Genomic DNA, 22123 nt, shown 5'->3' on the forward strand with positions numbered 1-22123 from the left:
TCATGTTGTGTTTTTTTTCTATATCTCGTCAACCTTTTTCTGAAAATTTCCACAGTAAATCTGAATTCTCAAGTAAATGAAACTACTGCATCTCTTAAAAAAGCCAACTGGAGTAAAAAATCCAGTTGGCAATTAAATATATTATTAAATTGAAAATAATAATAGCCTTTAAGCAATTTGTACACTTCGCGAAGCCACAAGTTCTTCATATAATTGCAAATCTTCTTCATATAAATTTATATACGTCGAAAGGCTATGCGCTTTCACTGTCTCCAAAATTCTATCATCTACAATACGGAATTCTTTATTAAGCTTCTTGGCATTATCCCAAGCAGTTTCTTCAAAAACAATATTCATCCTATGTTCTTCAATAAGCATAGCAAATAAGTCTAAATCATTATAAAGCTCATATAATGAATGACTCTTCTTTGTGTTAAAAATCTCCAGTGTACGTGATACTGATTCTAATAATGCATCGCGGTCCATCGCATGCCCTAATTCGTGGATCGTAATTATTTTAATATATAATTCAAGTGAAATTGGCGTTTGCATTTCATCACAAGCTTCTATCAAACGGTTCACGTCAAAACCAACATAGTTTCCTATAAAATTATAACTCATATTTACTCCAGAGTTATCTTGTTTCAATTCAACGTTCATCCCGACATCGTTCAAAGTGGAACCAATCAACTGGTGAATATACGTCTCTGTAAATTTATTTTGCATTCTTTATTCTGCTACTCCTCGCTCTTGGTGTAAAAAACTTTATCTAATATTATATGTTAAAACCCAAAATAAGATTTCGTAAAATTTTCGACAAGAGTAAATATATAACAATATTAATTTGAATTCAAGAGAGACGTATCGAGTTTTAATAAGTATTCTTTTGTACGAAACAAGAAAACACTCTTAAGTCGCCGTTACGACTAAAGAGTGTTTTCTTAAAGTTCTATTTAACTATTATCCTTCACTTTATGCTGTCATTTTAATTGTTTTTATTGTTACGTTGTCTACTACGAGCTTCTCCACCCTTGGAACCTATTTCTTCATAAAAGTCTCGGTCATGGTTTTTGGAAGTAGCTTCTCCACCCTTACGACCGATTTCCTCGTAAAATTCCCGCCCATGATTATTGGAGGTAGCTTCTCCGCCTTTACGTCCCGCTTCTTCGACAGTCATGTTCTCATCATTGTTTCTGTTGCGATTGTTTTGCTTGTTAGCCATTATTAAATTCCTCCTCTAAATTTTTTTCAAGCTTGAAATCAAGCTTACTCTTTATATTCCCAGTAAAAATAAAGCTAAACATGGCTATTTTCGTATTCTACAATTTCCTTAAACTTAATCCATTTTAATAATAATACGCGAGGCATCCCCTGTAGCAAGTAAATCAAATCCCTCATTTATCTCTTCTAATGAAATAATATTAGAAAGAAGCCGATCAACTGGTAGTCGCCCTTGTTCCATTAAGTTAATATAATTAGGAATGTCTCTTTTCGGAACACAACTCCCTACGTATGATCCCTTTAGCGTCCGTTCTTCCGCAGTTAAAGTAACATAAGGAAATGCAAACTTATGTTCAGGATGAGGTAGTCCAGTTGTCGTAGTTACTCCTCCGCGCTTTGTTACACCATACGCTACTTCCATTGCAGCAACAACTCCTGCCGTTTCAAAGGCATAATCTACTCCGCCATTTGTATATGCACGTACCTGTTCTATAACATCCGGATCATTTGAATTAAATATAGCAGTAGCACCAAGTTCTTTTGCTTGTTGCAACTTCTTTTCATTAATGTCTACGGCAATAACCTCATGTGCCCCTGCAGCAATTGCCCCAAGTAACGCACTCAAACCGATACCACCAAGTCCAATAACAGCCACTTTACTTCCTAAAGTAACTTCCGCAGTATTTACAACAGCACCAACTCCCGTTATTACTGCACAACCAAATAAAGCCATTTTTTCAAAAGGCAAATCTCTATCTACTTTCACTAAGGAATTCTGCGCAACGATCGCATATTCGGAGAATGCCGAAACTCCAACATGATGTCCGATACTCTCCTCCCCATTATGAATACGTACACCACCACCGAGAAGCGTGCCTGCCCCATTCGATTGTGCACCTGGTTCACATAAAGCTGGTCGTCCTTCCGCGCAAGGAATGCATTGACCGCAACTAGGTACAAAAACGCAAATAACTTTGTCACCTGGTCGGAAGTTTGTTACACCTTCTCCCGTTTCAATAACGATACCAGCAGCTTCATGACCAAGCGCCATAGGAAGCGGTCGAGGTCTGCTGCCATTTATCACCGATAAATCAGAATGACATAAACTCGCGGCTTTTATTTGTATTAATACTTCTCCAGCTTCTGGTGAATCTAGGTCTACTTCTTCGATTTTGATAGGTTTACTAGTTGCATAAGGTGGCTGGGCACCTGATTCACGTAAAATAGCAGATTTTACTTTCATAAAGCTCGCTCCTCTATGATAAAATTTTCATTCCTATAAATTTTATATCCGTCATCTCTTCGATTGCATAATGAATTCCTTCCTTACCAATGCCGCTTTCTTTCACACCACCGTATGGAATATGATCATACCGTTTAACAGAAGCTTCATTAATCCATACCCCACCCATTTCTAAAGCTTCCATCATTCGCATTGCAAGGTTAATATTATCTGTAAATACTCCCGCCTGTAGACCATAGCGTGAATCGTTTGCATAAGTAATCACTTCTTCTTCCGTATCAAAAGGCAATACAGCGATAATTGGAGCAAAAACCTCCTCGCAAACAACTTTCATCTCAAAATCAACATTTTCTAAAATCGTTGGTTCTAAGAAAGTACCATTTCTTATTCCGCCCGTACGAATAACAGCTCCCGATTTAACGGCTTCTTGGATCCATGTTTCCGCTTTTATTGCCGCCGCTTCTGTAATCATTGGACCTAATTGAGTTGACTCTTCTTTTGGATCACCCATTTTTAGATCAGATACCTTTTCTGCTAGTTTGTTTAAAAACTCATCATAAACGGATCGATGAACAAAAATTCGTTGCGCCGAAACACATGCTTGGCCTGCGAAAGTAAACCCGCCAAGTAGTATGGAAGATACGGCGTTACCTATATTCGCATCGTCAAAAATAATATTTGGCGCATTTGATCCTAATTCAAGCGTCACTTTTTTCCCTTTCGCCATTTCGTGAATGTTCCATCCTACTGCTCCACTACCAGTAAAAGTTACTTTTTTGACAAGCGGATGCGTCACAAGTGGCTCTACTAGTTTCTGCCCAGCACCTTGAATAATGTTCAGCGCACCAGACGGTAATCCAGCTTCTCGAAATAATTTATATAAAGCAACTGCCGAAAACGGTGTTTTTTCCGCAGGTTTCAAAACAATTGTATTTCCAGCTGCGATTGCAGGAGCAATTTTATGCAACGCCATATTTAACGGGAAATTAAAGGGCGTTATAGCAGCGACAACACCTAGCGGAACACGTCTAGAAAAACCAAATTGTTGTTCCCCACCGATTGCATTATCAAGTACTATTTGTTCCCCATGAAGATTTTTAGCTCCCTCTGCCGCAAAATGTAAAACTTGAATCGCCCTTGCTACTTCACCTCGCGCTTCTACAATTGGTTTACCTGCTTCCAAAGTTAAAGTTTGCGCAAATGCTTCTTTTCTTATTTCTAACAAATCTGCCGTATTTCTTAAGATTTGACTTCTCTCATGCGCTGGCATTTTCTTCATCGTATGTTGAAATACTTCATGCGCATTTTCCACCGCTTGGATTACTTCGTTTTTTGTAGCGCAGAAAATATGTCCTATTTTCTCTTGATTATAAGGATTTAGGACATCAATTATATCTCTATCTCCTGCAATCAATTCTTCAGCATCTATAAAAGACCCATTTTCTAACATCTGATCATCTACCTCCCAATAATTATCTTCTTATTCGTAGTACCCTTCAGTAGACTTAATCAATGTTTTAAATTGTTTTTCATCATGTCCAAACCAAATGGTCGAGTTGTTCTCTTCAGCGAAGCTTCTAATCCGTTCAACTGTAGAATTATAACCAACCGAATCATATAAAATCCCAGGTGGTTTAACCGGTGGCCCTAAACTTTCTGCCGTGTACAATGCATCCGAAGCTAATAGTAAATTCCCAGTGCCAGGCAATTCAATATGCAAACCTAGCATCCCATATGCATGTCCTGGACCAAAGTTTATTATTTTAATACCTTCTACTAAATTCACTTCTTTTTCAGTCGGCTTGATCGTTCGCCAGCGTAGCTCATTCTTAATCCACGCCATCACATCTCCCCATATATAGGCACCCATATTTCGAGTCATCGCAAAGGTTTTCATTACATTTTGCAGTTCGGAATCATGTACGATAATTTCTGCATTTGTAAAAAGTTCTAAGCATCCAGCGTGATCTAAATGTAAGTGCGAAGCTACTACATATTTAATATCTTCTGGACGTACTTTTAACTGTTCTAATCGATTGATTAAATAACATTCTTCATTTTGAAACGCAGGGAAAAGTTGCTGAATTCCTTTTGGCCAACGCCCATCGTCTCCCATACCTTCTGGGTTACATCCCGTATCAAATAAAATCTTTCCTTCCGGATGATCGATTAATACAGCGAAAACCGGAAACTCCACAAATTCTGATTTAGGACTCGGATTAGATATACTTGCAGGATTGTGCATCGAAATCATATAGTTTTTATCCATCTTCATCGTACCTGTATCAAGTACGTAAACTTTTTTTGAATTACACATTATCTATTCCTCCAATATATTTTATATTTTTTTTATTCAGTTGTTTAAATTCCTATTGAGGCACGCGTCACTCCACGATTAAAGGAAGCATCTAAAGCTTTTGATAGATCTTCTAATGTAAAATCACAAGCAAGAATTTCACTGAATGGATATTTGTTAATATTCGAACTCAAAAACTTTAATGATTTATATAAATACCAAGGTTCATAACGAATGAGTCCTATTATGGAAATATTTTTTCTAGTCATTAATCCTGGATCAAACTCGGTTAATTTGCCAGGAGAAATATTACCAATCGAAATATATTTACCGCCTGATTTAATGAGATGAATACCTTCAGCTAGTGCTGCAGGAACTCCTGTTAGTTCCATAACAACATCTGCTCCAATCCCATTTGTTAGCAACATTATTTTCTCTATGCGTTCCTCAATAGTTTTATATTCTTCCATCGACACTATTTCGTCAGCGCCGAATCTTTTGGCTAACTCAAGACGATTAGGTACAGTGTCAATGACAATCACTTTAGCTCCAAACATTTTCGCAACTGCCGTAGCATTCAAACCAAGTCCACCTGCACCTTGGATCACAACCGTATCTCCATATTTAAGTCCCGATTTTTCAATACCAAAATATACTTGGGATAGAGCACAATTTGCACCCGCTGCTACCTCATCTGGAACATTGTCAGGTACTTTATAAAAATATTGATTCGGATGGATATAGTAATGCGTAGCAAACGATCCATGAAAATGGGGATACTCATGTGCTTCTTTGCTCCAATACTCATAGGCATTTTCACATAAATTCGCATACCCCTGTAAACAGTGTTTACATTTCTTACAGGTCAAAAAATAAGCTGCTGCAATACGATCTCCCACCTGTACTGGTTGTCCCGCATAGTCTGTCGTAACACCTTCCCCTAGTTCTACAATCTCACCTACCATTTCATGTCCCATAACGCCGGATTTTTTCGTGGGATGTAACCCTTTCCAAATATGCAGTTCAGATCCACATACATTCGTCCTGATTACACGGACTAATATAGAATCTTTAGCAGCCTTCGGTAATTCATACTCTTCAAAAACCATCTTTTCCGGTTCGGTCATTACTGCAACTTTTCCCTTCATTAAAGAACCCCCGATATCATATTAAAAATGGCCATAACAAATTATGACTGATTGGCTATTTCCTAATCTATTCAAGGACTTTCAAAAATATCTCTTTTTTTTGGAATAAGTTCATTAATTGAGAACACTCTTCATTTTATACATAGCAAAAGACACACTTTAGCCGAATAAAGTGTGTCTTTTGAGTTTATCCGAAACCCTTTTCCTTCTGTAAAAATGAAAGCCGGTTCATTTTCTGTCTTTACCGGTGAAGGAGGGTGTAGAAAATACTTTTGATTTAACGTTCTAAGTTCTTCGGCTATTACTACTTCCCCGCCTTTTCAAGGTGTTCCGTCTTCAGAACTATCGTTTCCCTTTGGACGCACTCCCATTTGAATTAGATGAATTTTTCTTTAACCCTGATTTAGAAGAACAAACAATTACTATTATCATCAAAGCCAACAAAAGTAATGGATAAATCAAAAGTAATTCTTTTATTTGTTAAACTACTGTAACCCCTTGCATTTAATCAATTTTTACTAGTAAGTTTTACTTTATAATGTACTCCCGCCATCAACACTCAACACTGTTCCTGTCACAAAGTCGCTCGACTTCGTTGCTAAATATAAAGAAGCTCCTTTTAACATATGTTCATCCCCAATCTTATTAAGCGGAATTGTCTTAATAACGGCTTCTTCCTTTTGATCCAGGGTGCCTTTGGTCATCTTCGTTCGGAACATACCTGGGGCAATGGCATTAACATGAATATTGTGTCTGGCCCACTTGATTGCTAAGTCCTTTGTAAAGTGAATGACCGCTGCTTTACTTGTCGTGTATCCGATCGAATTCGTAATTTCAGGCGGTCTAACGGATAACCCTGCGGCTGAAGCGATATTGACAATCTTGCCGTAATTTCTCTCTATCATGTGTTTGCCTACGGACTTACTCATTAAAAAAGTACCTGTTACATTAACATCCATCACTTTCCTCCATGCTTCTAGGGGCATTTCTTCCACTGGAGCACCCCAAGTTGCTCCACTGTTATTCACAAGGATATCGATCTGGCCAAAGTCTTTCAAAATTTGACCAACCACCTCTTCCACCTGTGCTTCATCCGTAACATCCAGTGCATAGCTTTCCGCTTTGACCCCGTATTCATGAGACATCATCTTAGCTACTTCATCGCAATTTTCCTTTTTCCTAGAACAAAGGGCCAACTGACACCCCATTTCAGCATACACCTCGGCGATCTGTTTACCGAGACCTCGGCCTCCACCTGTGATAATTGCGACTTGGTTCGTTAGATCAAACATTTCTGACACCTTCATTGTCATCTTCCTTTCTATTTCAGTTATTTTTTTTTAGTCTTTAGGAACAACTTCCTGCTGACCATTGATAGACAAACAAAAAGACCGTCTATTGACGATCCTCCTTTACAATAAAGCACCCCAAATATTACAATTTGCTAGCTTTCTATTTATTATCTTTTCGTTTCTGGTGACACAGCCACTTACACAATTACATGTGCTTGATTCTCAGGAATTCTTAAGTAGCTACTATATCGGAAATTTAGTCAACTGTTGCAAATCGAATTTTACGGTTGAATAATCCTATTTTCTGTTCCCAAAGGCACTTGCCACTTTGGAATCAACACGAATTAATTGAAAAGTCCCCGTGCCTTTTGAGATGATTTTTCCATCCGCATCTCTGAGAATCCCCTCTACAAAAGCAGTTTTATAAGTCATCGAAATGATGGATGCGTGTGCATAGATAGCCCCTGTTTTTACTGGAGCAGTGAAATGGACAGTTGAACTGATTGACTTACACCTTGTTCCGGTAACTGAACACAGGTGCATACGCTGGATCAGATCCAACACAGAGGCATATACACCCCCATGGAGGGTTCCATACTTATTTAATAGAAAATTTTCCACAATTAATTTAAGTTCCAGATTTCCTTCTTCAAAAGATTGGATTGTTATTCCAAGATGTTGAAGATAGGGCGATTGTTCAAATTCTCTCTTGATTACTTCCACAGTCATTGAAATCATCACTCCCTTCGCATTCATATCTGAGAGAAACCGTTTCTTTTTAATACGAAGTGTATCTTGTTCTCATCAATCGGGAAGCCGCAACATCGTAAAATTCACGATATTGCAGCTTTTAGTAAAAATTCACTTTGAGATAAATTCCGGAGTGCGTTTCTGTAAAAAAGCGCTTATTCCTTCGTTTTTATCTTCGGTTGAAAAAAGTATGGCTTGGGAAAGCTTTTCGATTAGTAAACCTGTTTTCATATCCGCGTCAAATCCAGCATGAATGACCATCTTTGCAAGTTTCACAGCTAACGGACCTTTCGAAAGGATTTGAGCCGCTGTTTTTTCCACCGCTTCTTTTAATTCAACTAATGGGACGGTTTCTGAAACAAGTCCGATTCTTTCCGCTTCTTCAGCTGTAATAATTTTCCCTGTTAAAATTAAGTCAACCGCTTTTCCTTTCCCGATCAAGCGAGCCATTCGTTGCGTGCCGCCCGCACTTGGAATAATGCCAAGATTCAACTCAGGAAGACCGAACTTTGCATTTGTAGAGGCGATTCGAATATCGCACGCCATCGCCAATTCACAGCCACCTCCCAGTGCGAAGCCGTTAATCATTGCAATTGTCGGTTTGTCATACGCTTCGATATAATCATAGATTTCCTGCATACCGCCGGGTGTGAATACATCCAAAGGTTTGCGTTTTTTAAGCTGACTGATATCAGCCCCAGCAGCGAATGACTTATCTCCTTGCCCCGTGAAAATAATACAATTCGTTTCTTTATCATCTTTTAATCTCTCGAGCGCGTCTTTCATTTCACGAAGTGTTTCTTTACTTAATGGATTTCGCTGTTCAGGTAAATTAATAATAATGTAAGCAAGCTGTTTTGATTTTTCTACTAAGATGTTTTGATAGTTATTCATCTCTTCACCCACCCTTATTTTTTAGAAGTAAAGAATTTCCAGATACTTCCTGCAGTACTTTATGCCTCTCGATTTCTTTTTCCACTAGTACACGTTTCAATATTTTCCCTACCGTGGATTTCGGTAACTGCTTTTTGAATTCGACTACTCGCGGTACCTTGTATTTGGCCAATTTCCCAGTGCACCACGCTATAATTTCTTCTTCAGTTACACGGACTCCTTTTTTGAGTACGACGGCTGCCCTGACCGCTTCTCCACTATATGAATCAGGAACGCCATAGACACATGCTTCCTCGATTCCCGGATGCTGATAGATCACTTCTTCCACTTCAACCGGGTAAATATTATAACCACTCGCAATAATCATCTCTTTCTTTCTTCCGACAATAAAGAAATAGCCCTCTTCGTCCATCGTGGCAATGTCGCCAGTGTGTAGCCATTCATCACGCAATGCTACGGAAGTTTCCTCTGGATTTTTCCAGTATCCCTTCATGATCTGAGGTCCTTTCACAACTAGTTCCCCTGCCTGCCCTGGAGGCATTTCCATTGTCCCAGTTTCAATATCCACAATTTTGGCATCGGTATTAGGATACGGCAAACCAATACTGCCTACTTTCCTTTTTCCACTAACAGGGTTCCGGTGCGTCGTCGGTCCTGTTTCTGTCATGCCAAATCCTTCGAAAATGGGTACATCAAACTTTTGTTTGAATTGATTGATGATCTCTACTGGGAGTGGTGCTGAACCGCAACTGCAGTATTTAAAGCAACTTAAATCGTCCGCCGTTAAATCGGGATGATTCAATAAGGAAATATACATTGCAGGCACACCGGGAAAAATAGTCGGCCGATATTTCCGAATCAAATCTACAACCTTATTAATTTCAAACTTGTCGATCGTAATATACGTGCAAGCAGCGTATATAGCACTATTCAAACGAGCCATCCCAAATACATGAAACAATGGCGACAAACCTAACATTCGTTCACCAGATTCTTGAAGTTGAAGTGCTTCTGCTGTATAGAGGCGATCCTGATAGACATTGGAGGTTATATTGAAATGCGTCAACATAACCCCTTTGGACCTTCCCGTTGTGCCTCCTGTATATTGCAGGAGTGCTAAATCTTTTTCTGGTTGAATGTTCAGCTCGGGGAGTTCATGAGTTCCTTTATTAATCCAATCATAAAGGCTATCTTCTTCCTGTCTATTCCTATCAGCTAAAATGATATTGAGCTGATTACTCAAGCCAATATTCTCTAACTTCTTCTTTTGTTCAGCATGACCGATAAACCAGCCTGCTTCAGAATCCTTCAAAATATAGTCTAATTCAAATGTTTGATACATTGGATTTATCTGAACTACAATCCCGCCCAAGCGATGGATTGCATAAAAGGAAATGATATATTCGATGCAATTTGGAAGCATCAACGCAATACGATCACCTTTTCTAAACCCTTTCCGATATAACGATCCCGCTAAGCGATCGGAAGCATTTTTCAGTTCAGAATATGTGATTTCCTGATCACCATCTATCACTGCTTTCTGATCCGGATGACGCTCTGCAGAATTTCTCAATAAATCGTATAAAGAAAGCGATGGGATTTCGGTTTCATAAGGGACATTTTTCGGATAAGATGGTGTCCAAGGTTTATTCATTTCCCCACTCCTCTATCATTCTTTTTTCTGGAAAAACAACCATCTTTAAGCGTTTATGTTAGTAGAGATTAACTCCAATTTGTCTACAGTTCGCTTTGCCTCTGACACCATCTCTGTTATCAGTTCTTTTACGGTTTGAATATGCTGAATTCTTCCAACTACGTCTTCTCATCTTCTTCATTCTCCATTTTCTTGACGTATAGTGTAATCACTTTCCGCTAAAAACTGGTTTACGCTTTTCCGCGAATGCTTGTACACCCTCGGTTGAATCTTCCGTCTCGAAACAGGTTCGAATGGTTTTAATCTCATTTTTTAATACGGTTGTTAAATCCTCATCCGAACTTGTTGTCAATAACCGTTTCGAAAGTGTTAAGGCGACCGGGGGACCGTCTGCAAGCCCCCTTGCGAATTCCATGACACGTTCATGAAATTCGTCTGCAGCAAACACACCATTCACAAGTCCGATGCGTTCTGCTTCATCAGCAGTAATTTCACGACCGGTAAAAATGAGCTCAGCTGCTTTTCCATGTCCAACAAGTCTTGGCAAGAAATAACTCATTCCAGCATCCGGGGTCAATGCGCGACGGATATATCCGGTCGTTACCTGCACATCTTTACATATAAAACGTATATCGCAAGCCAAAGCCAATGACAACCCCGCCCCCGCTGCAACTCCATTGATCGCAGCAATGACCGGTTTATCGCACTGAACAATTCCGAGCGCCTGACGCCCCACCCAATCCAGTTCATCCAATCGCTTGTAACGTGACGTTGAGGAAGCATCTCTGTTTTTCCGATCCTTCAAATCAAGCCCCGAACAAAATCCCCGTCCTGCCCCAGTGATGACAACTACACGAACCTCGTCGTCTATAGAGGCTTCTGTCAAAGCCCGTTCCATTTGTAAACTAAGAGAAGCGTTAATCGCATTGAGTCTTTCTGGTCGGTTTAACATCAAAGTCCTGATCCCATCCTTTGTACTGATGGTAAGTTCGCTCATCTCATTTCTCCTCCATTATCTTTTATGACGTATAATCACGATAAATAAATCAAACAGCTGCTAAACATTTTTCTAGAACTGAACGCAACCCAGAGGGAATCGACACCGTTTCTTGTGCCTGAAAGTTAAAGCAGACAATGACCGCAGTTCCAAGCGCGACGATCGCTCCCTTATCAGAAGTTTTGATTTCATGGGTAATCATAAAACTTTTGTAACCTACTTTAGCAACCGATGTTGAGATGCTTAAATTTTCTCCCGCATAAGATTGGGCTAAAAAATCGCATTGGGTTGACGCGATTATAAAATCTACATTCGATCGCTCACTTCTTCCAAACCCAATTGCTTCAAAGAATTTTGTCCGCGCTTCTTCCATGTAGATGAAATAACTTGTGTTATTGACATGGCCTGCTGCATCAGTTTCGCAGAACCTTATATAGACATCGATTTCAGGAATATGTTTCATTTTTTAACCTCCTTAAGCGGTTGTCATCTGTTGCGGATCGCTTACCTTGCGGAATTAAACTTTTGTCAGACAATTACAGAATCATCGCCTTTTCTGTCATTACTTGTAAATTTCGGATGTGATACATCCTCGTTTTTCTTTAACGATATCGGTTTAACGAAAATGGCAAAAAGAATCCCCAAAACCAAGACGAGACCAGCCATAAATAAAATAGATAAATTATAACCCGCTATTTTATTTGCTCCGGCTAAAGCTATAAGGGAACCTGTGAGAAGCGGTCCTACAATACCTGCAAGGTTACCTGATGATGTCAAGATACTCGTCATCAAGCCACTCCTTTCAGGTAATTCATTCATCATGATCGTTGGACCAATTGGCAATATAGCGTATGTGAGACCTTTCGCAATACACATTGCAACTACAACCCACACCGGATTTTGAAAGACCGTACTGGATGCCATAAATAATGCACCGATGATCATCGCTCCAGCAACTATATATACCCTGGATAGACGCCAGTTTTGGTTTTTCTTAAATAAATGATCGGACAGCATCGACACGCCGACATAGATAAGGATAGAAGCAACACCAATGATCGCCACAGCATATCCCATTTGAATGGCAGACATTTGCACGACCTCTACCAAATAAATAGGCAGCCAAACCCCAAACCAGACAACAAGAAAATACGCAGAAAAATAGGCAAGCGTTGTAAATAAAGCAGTCGGCGAACCGAGTACCTTTAGAAAATCTTTCAATTTAAATTTCTCTAGTTTTACTTTCTTTTCCTTCTGTTTTTCTTTGTACACTTTAACAGGATTTTCTCTAGTGAAAAATTGGAATAAGAAGAACCAAACGATGCTTGCGGCACCAAGACAGGCAAAAGCGACTTTCCAGCCTAAAGTGGCGATTAACGCAACCAGGACTGGGGCAACAACCATAGCCCCGACTGTACCACCAGATACGATAACAGAATTTGCAAATCCCCTTAGTTTAGATGGGAACCATTTATTCGCATGGCTATACGCAACAGGGCTGAATGGTGCCTCGAATACACCGAGTAATACCCTGTAAATGATGAGTAACGGTAATGCAGTAATTGCAAGAACTCCAAACTGTAAAATAGCCCACGTTATCATAAGGACACCAAGTATTTTCTTTGCTCCTAGACGATCCGCTAACGCTGCACCAAAAATCCCCGTAATAGGATACAGCCAGTAATAGCTACTACCGACTAATCCCCACGCTGCATAAGACAAATCCAGCTCCTTCATAATGGCTACAGCTGCAAGTCCCACAATTGACTTGTCAGCAAAGTTAATAACCGCACCAAAAAATAGTAGAAAAAGAACAAACCAGCGCATACAAATCCCCCTTTTCTTCCCTCATTTTGTCCTTATCGCAAACTCTTTTGTAACATTCAGTGCATCTTTCACTTATTTCCCTATTAAAATAGTTAGGTGCCTTTTGATCTCATTACCTTATCCTTATTTTTCAAGAAGCAAAGCTATTCCTTGTCCCCCACCAATGCAGGCAGTTACAATTGCCCGTTTAGCACTTCTTCTTTTCATTTCATACACTGCTTTGGCGACGAGCATTCCCCCCGTAGCTGCAATAGGATGGCCGTGCGCGATCGCACCTCCATTTACATTCAATTTTTCATGGGGTATCTTTAAACTCCGATTACAGGCAAGTACCTGGGCCGCAAACGCCTCATTTAACTCAACAATATCAATATCTTCCACTGTTAAGTTATTCCGCTTTAACAGTTCCTGCACAGCTGGCACTGGTCCAATCCCCATGATGTTAGGATCTACACCCGTAACTTGGGAGTCTACAACACGCGCCATGACTTCTAGTCCACGCTTTTCCGCTTCTTCCGCGGACATAATAACAACAGCTGACGCACCATCGTTAACACCGGAAGAGTTGCCGGCCGTTACTGAACCATCTTCCTTAAAGACCGGCCGAAGTTTCATCAGTTTTTCTTTTGTCGTTCCCGGGCGAGGGTGCTCATCGCGGTCAAATATGACGGTTTCTTTTCCTACTTTTACTTGAATGGGGATGATTTGCTCCTCAAAGAATCCTTCTTCCATTGCCTTTGCCATTCTTCTCTGGCTTTCTATTGCATAGTTGTCCTGTTCTTCACGTGAGATGTCATACTTTTCCGCCAAATTTTCTGCTGTGATTCCCATCGGTGGATCACCTATCTTTGTTGGCGATAATTGTCTTTTGACAAAAGTCGGAGGCTGCCGGTCATAAGTACGTGATGCCGGCGCTAGCAAATGTGGAGAACGCGACATGCTTTCCACGCCCCCCGCTAAAAAAATTGTCCCTCTTCCTGCTCGGATCAAATCGGCTGCAAGCGCTACACTATTAATCGATGATCCGCACTGACGATCAATTGTCAATCCAGGCACAGTAACAGGAAATTCTGCCTCTAGCAACGTCATCCGCGCTGCATTGCCGCCACCACTTAAACAGTTGCCATAAATGACATCATCAATTTCCTCCTTATTAAGTCGTGCCCTTTTAACAGCTTCTATCATCACTTGCGCTCCATATTCATAATACGGTACTTCCGCGAGTGCCCCCCCTTGTTTGGCGATTGCTGTTCTTACTGCTGATACAATAACCGGTTCCGTCATCATCACACCTTCTTTCACCTAGTCTCTTTTCGTACTTTAAACGTTGCCATTCCACTTGCAATAAGGTTACCGCTTTCGTCAAATATATCCCCTCTTCCACTCCCTGTGGTCCCGGCCATTTGAATGTGATACCCTCTACATGTGAGTTTTTCAATCTGTTCTTGCTTAAACACTTGAACATACATATCAATAGTTGATGGAATGCCTCCAACTAGACCTAATACGGCCGTACCTAGTGTGGCATCAAGCAAAGTGTAATAAAGACCACTGGAGATGTGGCCCATCTCGTCTTTGTGAATATCTTGAATGGTTGTTGAGATTACAACTGCCCCCTTATCATCTTTTTCTCTTACCATTTCAAGATGCTCAAAGAAGGAAGAACTATCGACTTTCATGACTCTAGCGTTCATTATTTCCGTCCCTGTAAATTTTCGATTAAAATGGCCATTCCTTGCCCGCCGCCAACACATAGAGATGCAATCCCATAACGCCCTCCTCGTTTTTGCAACTCGTGCATTAACGTGATGACAATCCGTGATCCCGTTGAACCAACAGGATGTCCAAGCGCAATCGCTCCGCCATTGACATTTAACTTTTCTGAATTGATGTTGAGTTCGCGCTGCACAGCAAGTGCTTGAGAGGCGAACGCTTCATTGATTTCAAATAAGTCAATCTTTTCAATTGACAAATTTGTCTTTTCCAGTAGTTTTTGAATTGCAGGCACCGGACCGATTCCCATCACTTCCGGCTGCACGCCAACCGCGGCCCAGTCAACGATTGCAGCTCGCGGTTTTAGTGATAGTTCTTTCGCTGCTGATTCACTCATCAAAAGAACGGCTGAAGCACCATCATTTCGACCACACGCATTGCCAGCTGTTACGGTTCCCTCTTTCTTAAAAGCCGGTTTTAATTGGCCAAGTTTTTCTAGTGTTGTTTCAGGTCGTGGATGTTCGTCTGTATCAAAGAGAATTGTTCCTTTTTTTGTCTTCACTTCATAAGGAACAATCTCTTCTTTAAATTTTCCTTTTTCAATCGCAGCAGCGGCTTTTTGTTGGCTTTCGATTGCAAAGGCATCTTGATCTTCCCTAGAAATACGGTATTTTTCGGCAACATTTTCAGCTGTGATCCCCATGCCCATATTTTCTCCGTATAGTTCTTTCGGTTGCTGACCCGCTTCTAAATTAGAATCGACTAAATAGGTCTTATCTCCACCGAAACGGGCACCTCGCAAGTAAATGGCCGAACTGCTCATACTCTCCGTACCACCAGCCACAACTATAGCTGCCTGATTGGATTGAATCTGTTGTATGCCGGAAGCGATTGCCTGCATGCCTGAAGCACAAAGGCGATTGACTGTGAAAGCAGGTTTTTCAACAGGAATCCCGGCGCGAATGGCAGCGACACGAGCGACATTCGATGATTCGGTCGTCTGCCGTACTTCTCCCAAAATGACTTCATCTACTTTGTCAGGTGACAGAGAGGTTTTTTCCAATAGTTTTTCAATGACATGTGAACCTAAAAATCCTGAATTAACCTCTTTTAATGTGCCACCGTATCTTCCAATCGGTGTGCGTACCCCTTCAACAATGACAACACGCTCACTCATTACATTGACCCCCTTAGGAATATTCTTTATTTCATTGGCCTGCGATGATATTTTTTTGTATTTCCGATGTACCTTCATAGATCTGGGTAATTCTCGCATCACGATAAAACCGTTCAATTGGATAATCTGAAGTTTAGCCAATGCCACCATGAATTTGCAGTGCTTTATCGGCGACACGATTATACACTTCTGATCCGAAAAGCATTAACATCGCCACTTCTTTAATGACTTTTTGTCCTTCATCCACCATCCAAGCGACACGATATGTAAATGATCTGACCGCTTCATTGTCAACTGCGATCTCCGCCAGCATATGTGCAACCGCCTGATGTTCAATAATGGGTACTTGGAATTGGACCCGTTGTTTTGCATACACCGCTGATAAACCAAGTAATTTCTGACAGGAACCTAAATTTCTTACCGCAAGTCTTGGTCGCCCGTTTGTTAAGATTTTCAAGGCATTGACGTACCCCATGCCTTCTCCACTTAATACATTTTCAGCGGGCACCTCGCAATCTTTCATGATAATTTCGGCAGAATGAGAGTCACGCAATCCCATTTTTTTCAACCGTACCTACATGGAAGCCAGGAAAATCTTTTACTTCGATAAAACAATCTGCATTGCGACTTTCTCTACTTCATTTTGAACAAAATCCCGCACATTTCGTTTTAAAAATTGAATGTCTTCATCTAACTTATAATTCATTGGTCGGCACCTCTTTTAGTCATATTGATAAAATCCACGTCCGCTTTTTTTACCGAGCCAACCGGCTTTTACGTATTTTTTCAAAATCGGACATGGACGATACTTTTCGCCAAGTGTTTCATACAGGTATTCCATATTTCGAAGACGTGTATCGAGCCCGACTAAATCAGCTAAGGCAAGAGGGCCCATCGGATGATTCAATCCAAGTTTGATCGACTTATCGATATCTTCGATTGACCCGACTCCTTCCATTACCATATTCATAGCTTCATTGCCAATTAAACAGTTCATCCGACTGACCGCAAAACCAGGGAATTCATTTATTTTCACACATTCTTTGCCGATGGATTTACCGAAGGCCAAGCATCTTTCAATCGTTTCTTCAGATGTTTCTAGTCCACGTATCACTTCAATCAGCTTCATTTTAGGTACCGGATTAAAAAAATGGAGCGCAATACATTGCTCGGGACGACTTGTTTGCGCAGCGATTTCGGTCGGACTCATCGTTGACGTATTCGTCGCTAAAATCGCTTTTTCCGGTGCGTATTGATCAAGCTCTTTAAAGACAGCTATTTTCAAGTCCATCAATTCAAGAACAGCTTCGATAATTAGGTCCGCTTCTTGCGCTACTTCTTTTAAGTCCGTTGTATAGATGATGGATGTTTTATCACTGTATTTTTCAATGTATTGACGACAAACTTGAAGCGATTCTTCATTTACATCATGCACTTTAACGTTATAACCTGCCGCCAGACAGGAGAGGGCGATTCCTCTACCCATCGTACCTGCCCCTATAATGGAAATGTTCTCCACCAGTATCCCTCCCTAAGATTTGTATTAATGAACTGCCCTTAAACTTTCAAATTCTTCCGTAAGCAATGGCAACACTTCAAATAAATCGCCGACAATTCCGTAATCTGCTATTTTGAAAATATTCGCTTCTGGATCTTTATTGATGGCAACGATGACTTTCGAGTTCGACATCCCTGCTAAATGCTGGATAGCTCCGGAAATTCCGACGGCGATATATAGATCAGGTGTTACTACTTTCCCTGTTTGACCAATTTGCAGGGAGTAGTCGCAAAAATCAGCATCACATGCCCCACGGGATGCACCGACCGCGCCGCCAAGTACTTTTGCCAGTCCATCTAACAATTCAAAACCTTCTGCACTTTTCATCCCTCGTCCCCCGGCAATGACGACTTTCGCTTCTGATAAATCGACGCCGGTTGCTGCTTTACGAACAACTTCCTGTATAATAGTACGCAGATTTGTAATGACTACAGCGATACTTAAAACTTCACCCGAACGTTGGATGTCTTTTTGAAGCGGCGCAATATTATTCGGACGAATCGTAGCAAAGACGATCCCTTTTTTCACTTTCAGCTTTTCAAACGCTTTCCCAGAATGTATAGGACGGGTGAAAATGACTTCTCCATCTTTTTCCTCGATCGATGTTACGTCTGAAACGAGACCCCCATCGATTTTTGCCGCGATTTTGGGAGATAGATCTTTACCTAGCGCTGTATGGCCAAAAATTACACCATCTGGCTTTTCCTGATCCAATACAGCCATGAACGCCTGGGAATAGCCATCAGATGTATACTGTGCGAGCTGTGCATCTTCGACTGTTATGACACGGTCCGCACCGTAATGAATGAGTTCTTCCGCCAGCTTCGTAACTGATTCACCGATCAACACACCGACCGTTTCGCCGTCCCCTGCAATTTTCTTACCCGCAGCAATCGCTTCAAACGATACATTGCGTAGCTGTCCATCACGTATCTCACCTAAAACAAGTACCTTTTTCCCCATCTTTATTCCTCCCGTTTCATTATGCTTTGTCATTAGATTTAGATCACTTTCGCTTCGGTATGAAGCAGGTTCACAAGTTCTCCCACCTGTTCAGAAATTTCACCTTCAAGCAAGCGCCCCGCTGCCTTTTGAGGAGGAAGGTAAATATCCAGCGTTGTTACTTTTGCTTGCACATCCTCTTCTTCAAGATCCAAATCGTCAAGTTCAATTACTTCTAACGGTTTTTTCTTTGCTTTCATAATTCCCGGAAGCGACGGATAACGGGGCTCGTTTAATCCTTGCTGACACGTCACAAGAACAGGTAGCGACGTCTGAATCACTTCTGAATCCCCTTCAACATCTCGCGTAATAATGACATCGCTACCGTTTACATCGATTTTTGTTATTGTCGTAGCGTATGGAATGTCTAGTCCTTCTGCAACACGGGGTCCGACTTGACCACTTCCGCCGTCAATCGCCACGTTACCGGCAAAAATGATATCGGCTTCTTTATCTTTTAAATACTCTGTTAAGATTTTCGCTGTTGTATACTGGTCACCTTCATCAAGATTTTCTTCCGTATTGATAAGCACTGCTTTATCTGCGCCCATTGCAAGCGCTGTCCGCAATTGCTTTTCCGCATCCTCATTGCCGACAGACACTACCGTCACTTCTCCGCCGTGAATATCGCGTAGAAGAATCGCTTCTTCTACGCCATATTCGTCATACGGATTAATGATAAATTCTGCACCATTCTCCTCAATTTCCCCATTAGCGATTGCAATTTTCTCTTCTGTATCAAATGTTCTTTTCAATAGTGCATAGATTTTCATACCGTTACCTCCACTCGGATTCCTTTTTCGTCATATTCATAAAATCCTTTGCCTGTCTTTTTACCCAGCTCGCCTTTTTTCACTTTTTCAGTGACAATACGGGATGGTTTGTCCTGTTCATCGCCACTTTCGTTATATCGTTGCATCCGCACAAAATAATTTACATCGATGCCCGTTAAATCCATTAAAGCAAACGGACCAATCGGGTGATTCAACGCTTTTTTACAGACAAGATCAATTTCTTCATGTGTGGCGTAACCATTTTCATACAAAAATAAAGCCTCATCCATTAATTTGCCGAGAATTCGATTGGCGATAAAACCGGAAATTTCTTTTTTCAACAAGACAGGTGTTTTACGGATACTTTTCACAAAAGCCATACTTTTCTCAGCCGTTTCATCAGATGTATGGGGTCCCTTCACCACTTCAACCATCTCCATGACAAGTACAGGATTAAAGAAGTGAATATTGCAAACACTTTCCGGATGGCTCACGACATCTGCTAGTTTCGAACTGACAATTGTTGAACTGTTTGTCGCTAATATCGTATGGGGGGCAACAATTTTATCGAGCTTTGCAAAAAGTTCACGTTTCGCTTCCAATTTTTCAGCGATCGCTTCAATCACCAGATTTGCATTAGATAAGTCCTCTATGTTGTCAGTAAAATTCAGGCGTTTAAATGCATTGTCTACTTCTTCCCGGGTATATCTCCCTTTTACAACCCGCTTTTCCATCTGTTCATGGAGAAACGCCTTTGCTTTAACAAGACTTTCCGGTTCAATATCTTGCAATGTGACCAGGTGGCCTGCAAGCGCACAAACCATCGCAATTTGCGAACCCATCGCACCTGAACCGACAATCGCTACTTGCTTAATTTCATTGTTTTCCATCTTGTCCCACACCCCTCTTCGTTAATTCCTCTTTAACAAGCAGTCGTTTTAATAGCTTACCGACTGTATTTCTTGGTAGTTTTTCAATCACTTCAAATTCCTTCGGTACTTTGTAAGGAGTTAATCTTGTATAGCAATACCCCTTTATTTCATCGAGATCGATTGTGACACCATCTTTAGGAACAATAAACGCTTTAATCGTTTCCTCGAGCTCCACTTGAGGGATACTGACGACTGCAGCTTCTTGAATATCTGGATGTTCATATAAGACACTCTCTACTTCCTGAGGGTAAATATTAAAACCGCCTACAATAATCATTTCTTTTTTTCTGCCGACAATATAAAAATAGCCTTCTTCGTCCATCATCGACAGGTCACCTGTATACAGCCAACCGTTCTGTAGCGCCTTTCTCGTTTCTTCCGCACTATTCCAGTAGCCTTTCATAATTTGGGGACCTTTAATAAGTAATTCACCAACACAATTGGATCCTAACTCTGTACCATTGTCGTCAATAATCATGCAATCGGTACCCGGAAATGGTATGCCGATGCTCCCTATTTTTCGTTTAGCAAATGTCGGATTGCGGTGTGTCGAAGGGGAGGCTTCAGATAAGCCAAAACCTTCACCAATGACTGCACCTGTCAATTCTTCGAAACGCTTAATGACTTCGATAGGAAGCGGAGCGGAACCACATGAACAAAATTTTAAACACTTCAAATCGTATTCTTCGATCTGTGGATAATTGACGAACGCATTATACATTTTAGGTACTCCTGGAAAAAAAGTCGGTCGATATTTCCTTACATTCGTTAGAACGGTTTCTATTTCAAACTTCGGAAACAATAAAACCGTTGCGCCAATGTAAATACCAAGATTCATTGCACTTGTCATTGCATAGACGTGGTAAAGCGGTGTTGCGGTCAGGATTATTTCTTCACCCGGTATCATCGCCTCACCATACATTTCAACACTTTGAACAACATTGGAAGTAAGATTGTAATGCGTGAGCATTGCCCCTTTCATGACGCCAGTTGTTCCACCAGTATATTGAATAACAGCGACGTCTTCATGCGGATTAACGTCTTCAGATCCAGTTATTGCCGTTCCATTGTCAATCAGGGTTGAAAGTGATACATATCCACTGTCGTCATTTTCACTCGTAAAGCACTGTATAAACGCATACACGCCTTTTATTTCTTCAACTGTGCGTTTCGCTATCTTATCAAACACAATATATTGCGCACGTGAATCAATCAAAATCTGCATCAACTCACGGGAAGTATACATAGGGTTCACTTGGACAACAACGAGTCCCAATGCCTGTGCGGCATAGTAGCTTACAATATAAAGAGGGTGATTGGCCATCATCAGTCCAATTCGATCCCCTTTTTTCAATCCAATCTCTTTCCACTTTCCAGCAAGTTTGTCGACTTGCGTCTTTAACGTAATATAATTTGTTGGCTCGTCTTCAAAAATAATCGCTGTATGGTTCGGAAACTGCTGAACAGTATTTTCGAGCAAAGCGTAAATTGAACTTTCTGGAAGCTGAATGGATAATGTTCGCTTTTCATACCATTGCTCCCACGGTTTATTTACAGTCATTTTCACCATCTGCACCCCCACTTCCAATGATTTGTTCATACATTTCTCGTTTTCATTAATCGATGCGCTACACTTTAGCCACCCA

At 40.8% G+C, this 22123-nt stretch carries 21 protein-coding genes and 1 pseudogene; all 22 read right to left on the reverse strand.

What is annotated here, in order from left to right; genetic code table 11:
* Positions 1-168 precede the first annotated feature (168 nt).
* Positions 169-726 (reverse strand): integrase, encoded by a 558-nt coding sequence (locus ACIQYS_RS00875; RefSeq protein WP_402973456.1) that lies wholly within the window; start codon positions 724-726, stop codon positions 169-171.
* A 259-nt stretch (positions 727-985) separates the two neighbouring features.
* On the reverse strand, positions 986-1222 hold the full coding sequence (locus ACIQYS_RS00880; RefSeq protein WP_402973459.1) for a KGG domain-containing protein: 237 nt from the start codon (positions 1220-1222) through the stop codon (positions 986-988).
* 114 nt (positions 1223-1336) lie between these two features.
* Positions 1337-2464 (reverse strand): zinc-dependent alcohol dehydrogenase family protein, encoded by a 1128-nt coding sequence (locus ACIQYS_RS00885; RefSeq protein ID WP_402973462.1) that lies wholly within the window; start codon positions 2462-2464, stop codon positions 1337-1339.
* 13 nt (positions 2465-2477) lie between these two features.
* Positions 2478-3914, reverse strand: a complete 1437-nt coding sequence (locus ACIQYS_RS00890) for an aldehyde dehydrogenase family protein (RefSeq protein WP_402973465.1) — start codon at positions 3912-3914, stop codon at positions 2478-2480.
* 30 nt (positions 3915-3944) lie between these two features.
* Positions 3945-4781: an AhlS family quorum-quenching N-acyl homoserine lactonase gene (ahlS, locus tag ACIQYS_RS00895; protein WP_402973468.1), complete on the reverse strand. Its 837-nt coding sequence runs from the start codon at positions 4779-4781 to the stop codon at positions 3945-3947.
* A gap of 44 nt (positions 4782-4825) precedes the next feature.
* A complete protein-coding gene (locus ACIQYS_RS00900) occupies positions 4826-5908 on the reverse strand; it encodes a zinc-binding dehydrogenase (protein ID WP_402973471.1) in 1083 nt (360 codons plus the stop codon).
* Positions 5909-6441: 533 nt separating this feature from the next.
* Complete coding sequence (locus ACIQYS_RS00905) at positions 6442-7215, reverse strand: SDR family oxidoreductase (RefSeq protein WP_402973474.1); 774 nt, start codon at positions 7213-7215, stop codon at positions 6442-6444.
* Positions 7216-7497: 282 nt separating this feature from the next.
* Positions 7498-7929, reverse strand: a complete 432-nt coding sequence (locus tag ACIQYS_RS00910) for a PaaI family thioesterase (RefSeq protein WP_402973477.1) — start codon at positions 7927-7929, stop codon at positions 7498-7500.
* A gap of 132 nt (positions 7930-8061) precedes the next feature.
* On the reverse strand, positions 8062-8844 hold the full coding sequence (locus ACIQYS_RS00915; protein WP_402973479.1) for an enoyl-CoA hydratase/isomerase family protein: 783 nt from the start codon (positions 8842-8844) through the stop codon (positions 8062-8064).
* 4 nt (positions 8845-8848) lie between these two features.
* A complete protein-coding gene (locus tag ACIQYS_RS00920; RefSeq protein ID WP_402973482.1) occupies positions 8849-10498 on the reverse strand; it encodes a long-chain-fatty-acid--CoA ligase in 1650 nt (549 codons plus the stop codon).
* Between the two features lie 208 nt (positions 10499-10706).
* The gene (locus tag ACIQYS_RS00925) at positions 10707-11495 is read right to left on the reverse strand and encodes an enoyl-CoA hydratase/isomerase family protein (RefSeq protein WP_402973485.1); all 789 of its coding nucleotides are present in this window, start codon (positions 11493-11495) and stop codon (positions 10707-10709) included.
* A 49-nt stretch (positions 11496-11544) separates the two neighbouring features.
* On the reverse strand, positions 11545-11958 hold the full coding sequence (locus ACIQYS_RS00930) for an acyl-CoA thioesterase (protein WP_402973488.1): 414 nt from the start codon (positions 11956-11958) through the stop codon (positions 11545-11547).
* A 65-nt stretch (positions 11959-12023) separates the two neighbouring features.
* Positions 12024-13322: an MFS transporter gene (locus ACIQYS_RS00935; protein ID WP_402973491.1), complete on the reverse strand. Its 1299-nt coding sequence runs from the start codon at positions 13320-13322 to the stop codon at positions 12024-12026.
* A gap of 123 nt (positions 13323-13445) precedes the next feature.
* Positions 13446-14609 (reverse strand): thiolase family protein, encoded by a 1164-nt coding sequence (locus tag ACIQYS_RS00940; protein WP_402974061.1) that lies wholly within the window; start codon positions 14607-14609, stop codon positions 13446-13448.
* 11 nt (positions 14610-14620) lie between these two features.
* On the reverse strand, positions 14621-15016 hold the full coding sequence (locus ACIQYS_RS00945; protein ID WP_402973494.1) for a PaaI family thioesterase: 396 nt from the start codon (positions 15014-15016) through the stop codon (positions 14621-14623).
* Positions 15016-16212, reverse strand: a complete 1197-nt coding sequence (locus ACIQYS_RS00950; RefSeq protein WP_402973497.1) for a thiolase family protein — start codon at positions 16210-16212, stop codon at positions 15016-15018. Before ACIQYS_RS00950 ends, ACIQYS_RS00945 begins: the two co-directional genes overlap by 1 nt.
* A gap of 31 nt (positions 16213-16243) precedes the next feature.
* Positions 16244-16823 (reverse strand): annotated as a pseudogene (locus tag ACIQYS_RS00955) (acyl-CoA dehydrogenase family protein); the annotation flags it as partial.
* 110 nt (positions 16824-16933) lie between these two features.
* The gene (locus ACIQYS_RS00960; RefSeq protein WP_402973500.1) at positions 16934-17731 is read right to left on the reverse strand and encodes a 3-hydroxyacyl-CoA dehydrogenase family protein; all 798 of its coding nucleotides are present in this window, start codon (positions 17729-17731) and stop codon (positions 16934-16936) included.
* Between the two features lie 24 nt (positions 17732-17755).
* Positions 17756-18733: an electron transfer flavoprotein subunit alpha/FixB family protein gene (locus ACIQYS_RS00965; RefSeq protein ID WP_402973503.1), complete on the reverse strand. Its 978-nt coding sequence runs from the start codon at positions 18731-18733 to the stop codon at positions 17756-17758.
* Positions 18734-18771: 38 nt separating this feature from the next.
* Positions 18772-19545: an electron transfer flavoprotein subunit beta/FixA family protein gene (locus ACIQYS_RS00970; RefSeq protein ID WP_402973506.1), complete on the reverse strand. Its 774-nt coding sequence runs from the start codon at positions 19543-19545 to the stop codon at positions 18772-18774.
* Complete coding sequence (locus ACIQYS_RS00975; protein ID WP_402973509.1) at positions 19542-20435, reverse strand: 3-hydroxyacyl-CoA dehydrogenase family protein; 894 nt, start codon at positions 20433-20435, stop codon at positions 19542-19544. The genes ACIQYS_RS00970 and ACIQYS_RS00975 overlap by 4 nt, the downstream gene beginning before the upstream one ends.
* Positions 20422-22038, reverse strand: a complete 1617-nt coding sequence (locus ACIQYS_RS00980; RefSeq protein WP_402974064.1) for a long-chain-fatty-acid--CoA ligase — start codon at positions 22036-22038, stop codon at positions 20422-20424. Before ACIQYS_RS00980 ends, ACIQYS_RS00975 begins: the two co-directional genes overlap by 14 nt.
* Between the last annotated feature and the right edge of the window lie 85 nt (positions 22039-22123).

The organism is Psychrobacillus sp. NPDC096426 (assembly GCF_044762745.1).
In the GTDB taxonomy this organism is placed as follows: domain Bacteria; phylum Bacillota; class Bacilli; order Bacillales_A; family Planococcaceae; genus Psychrobacillus.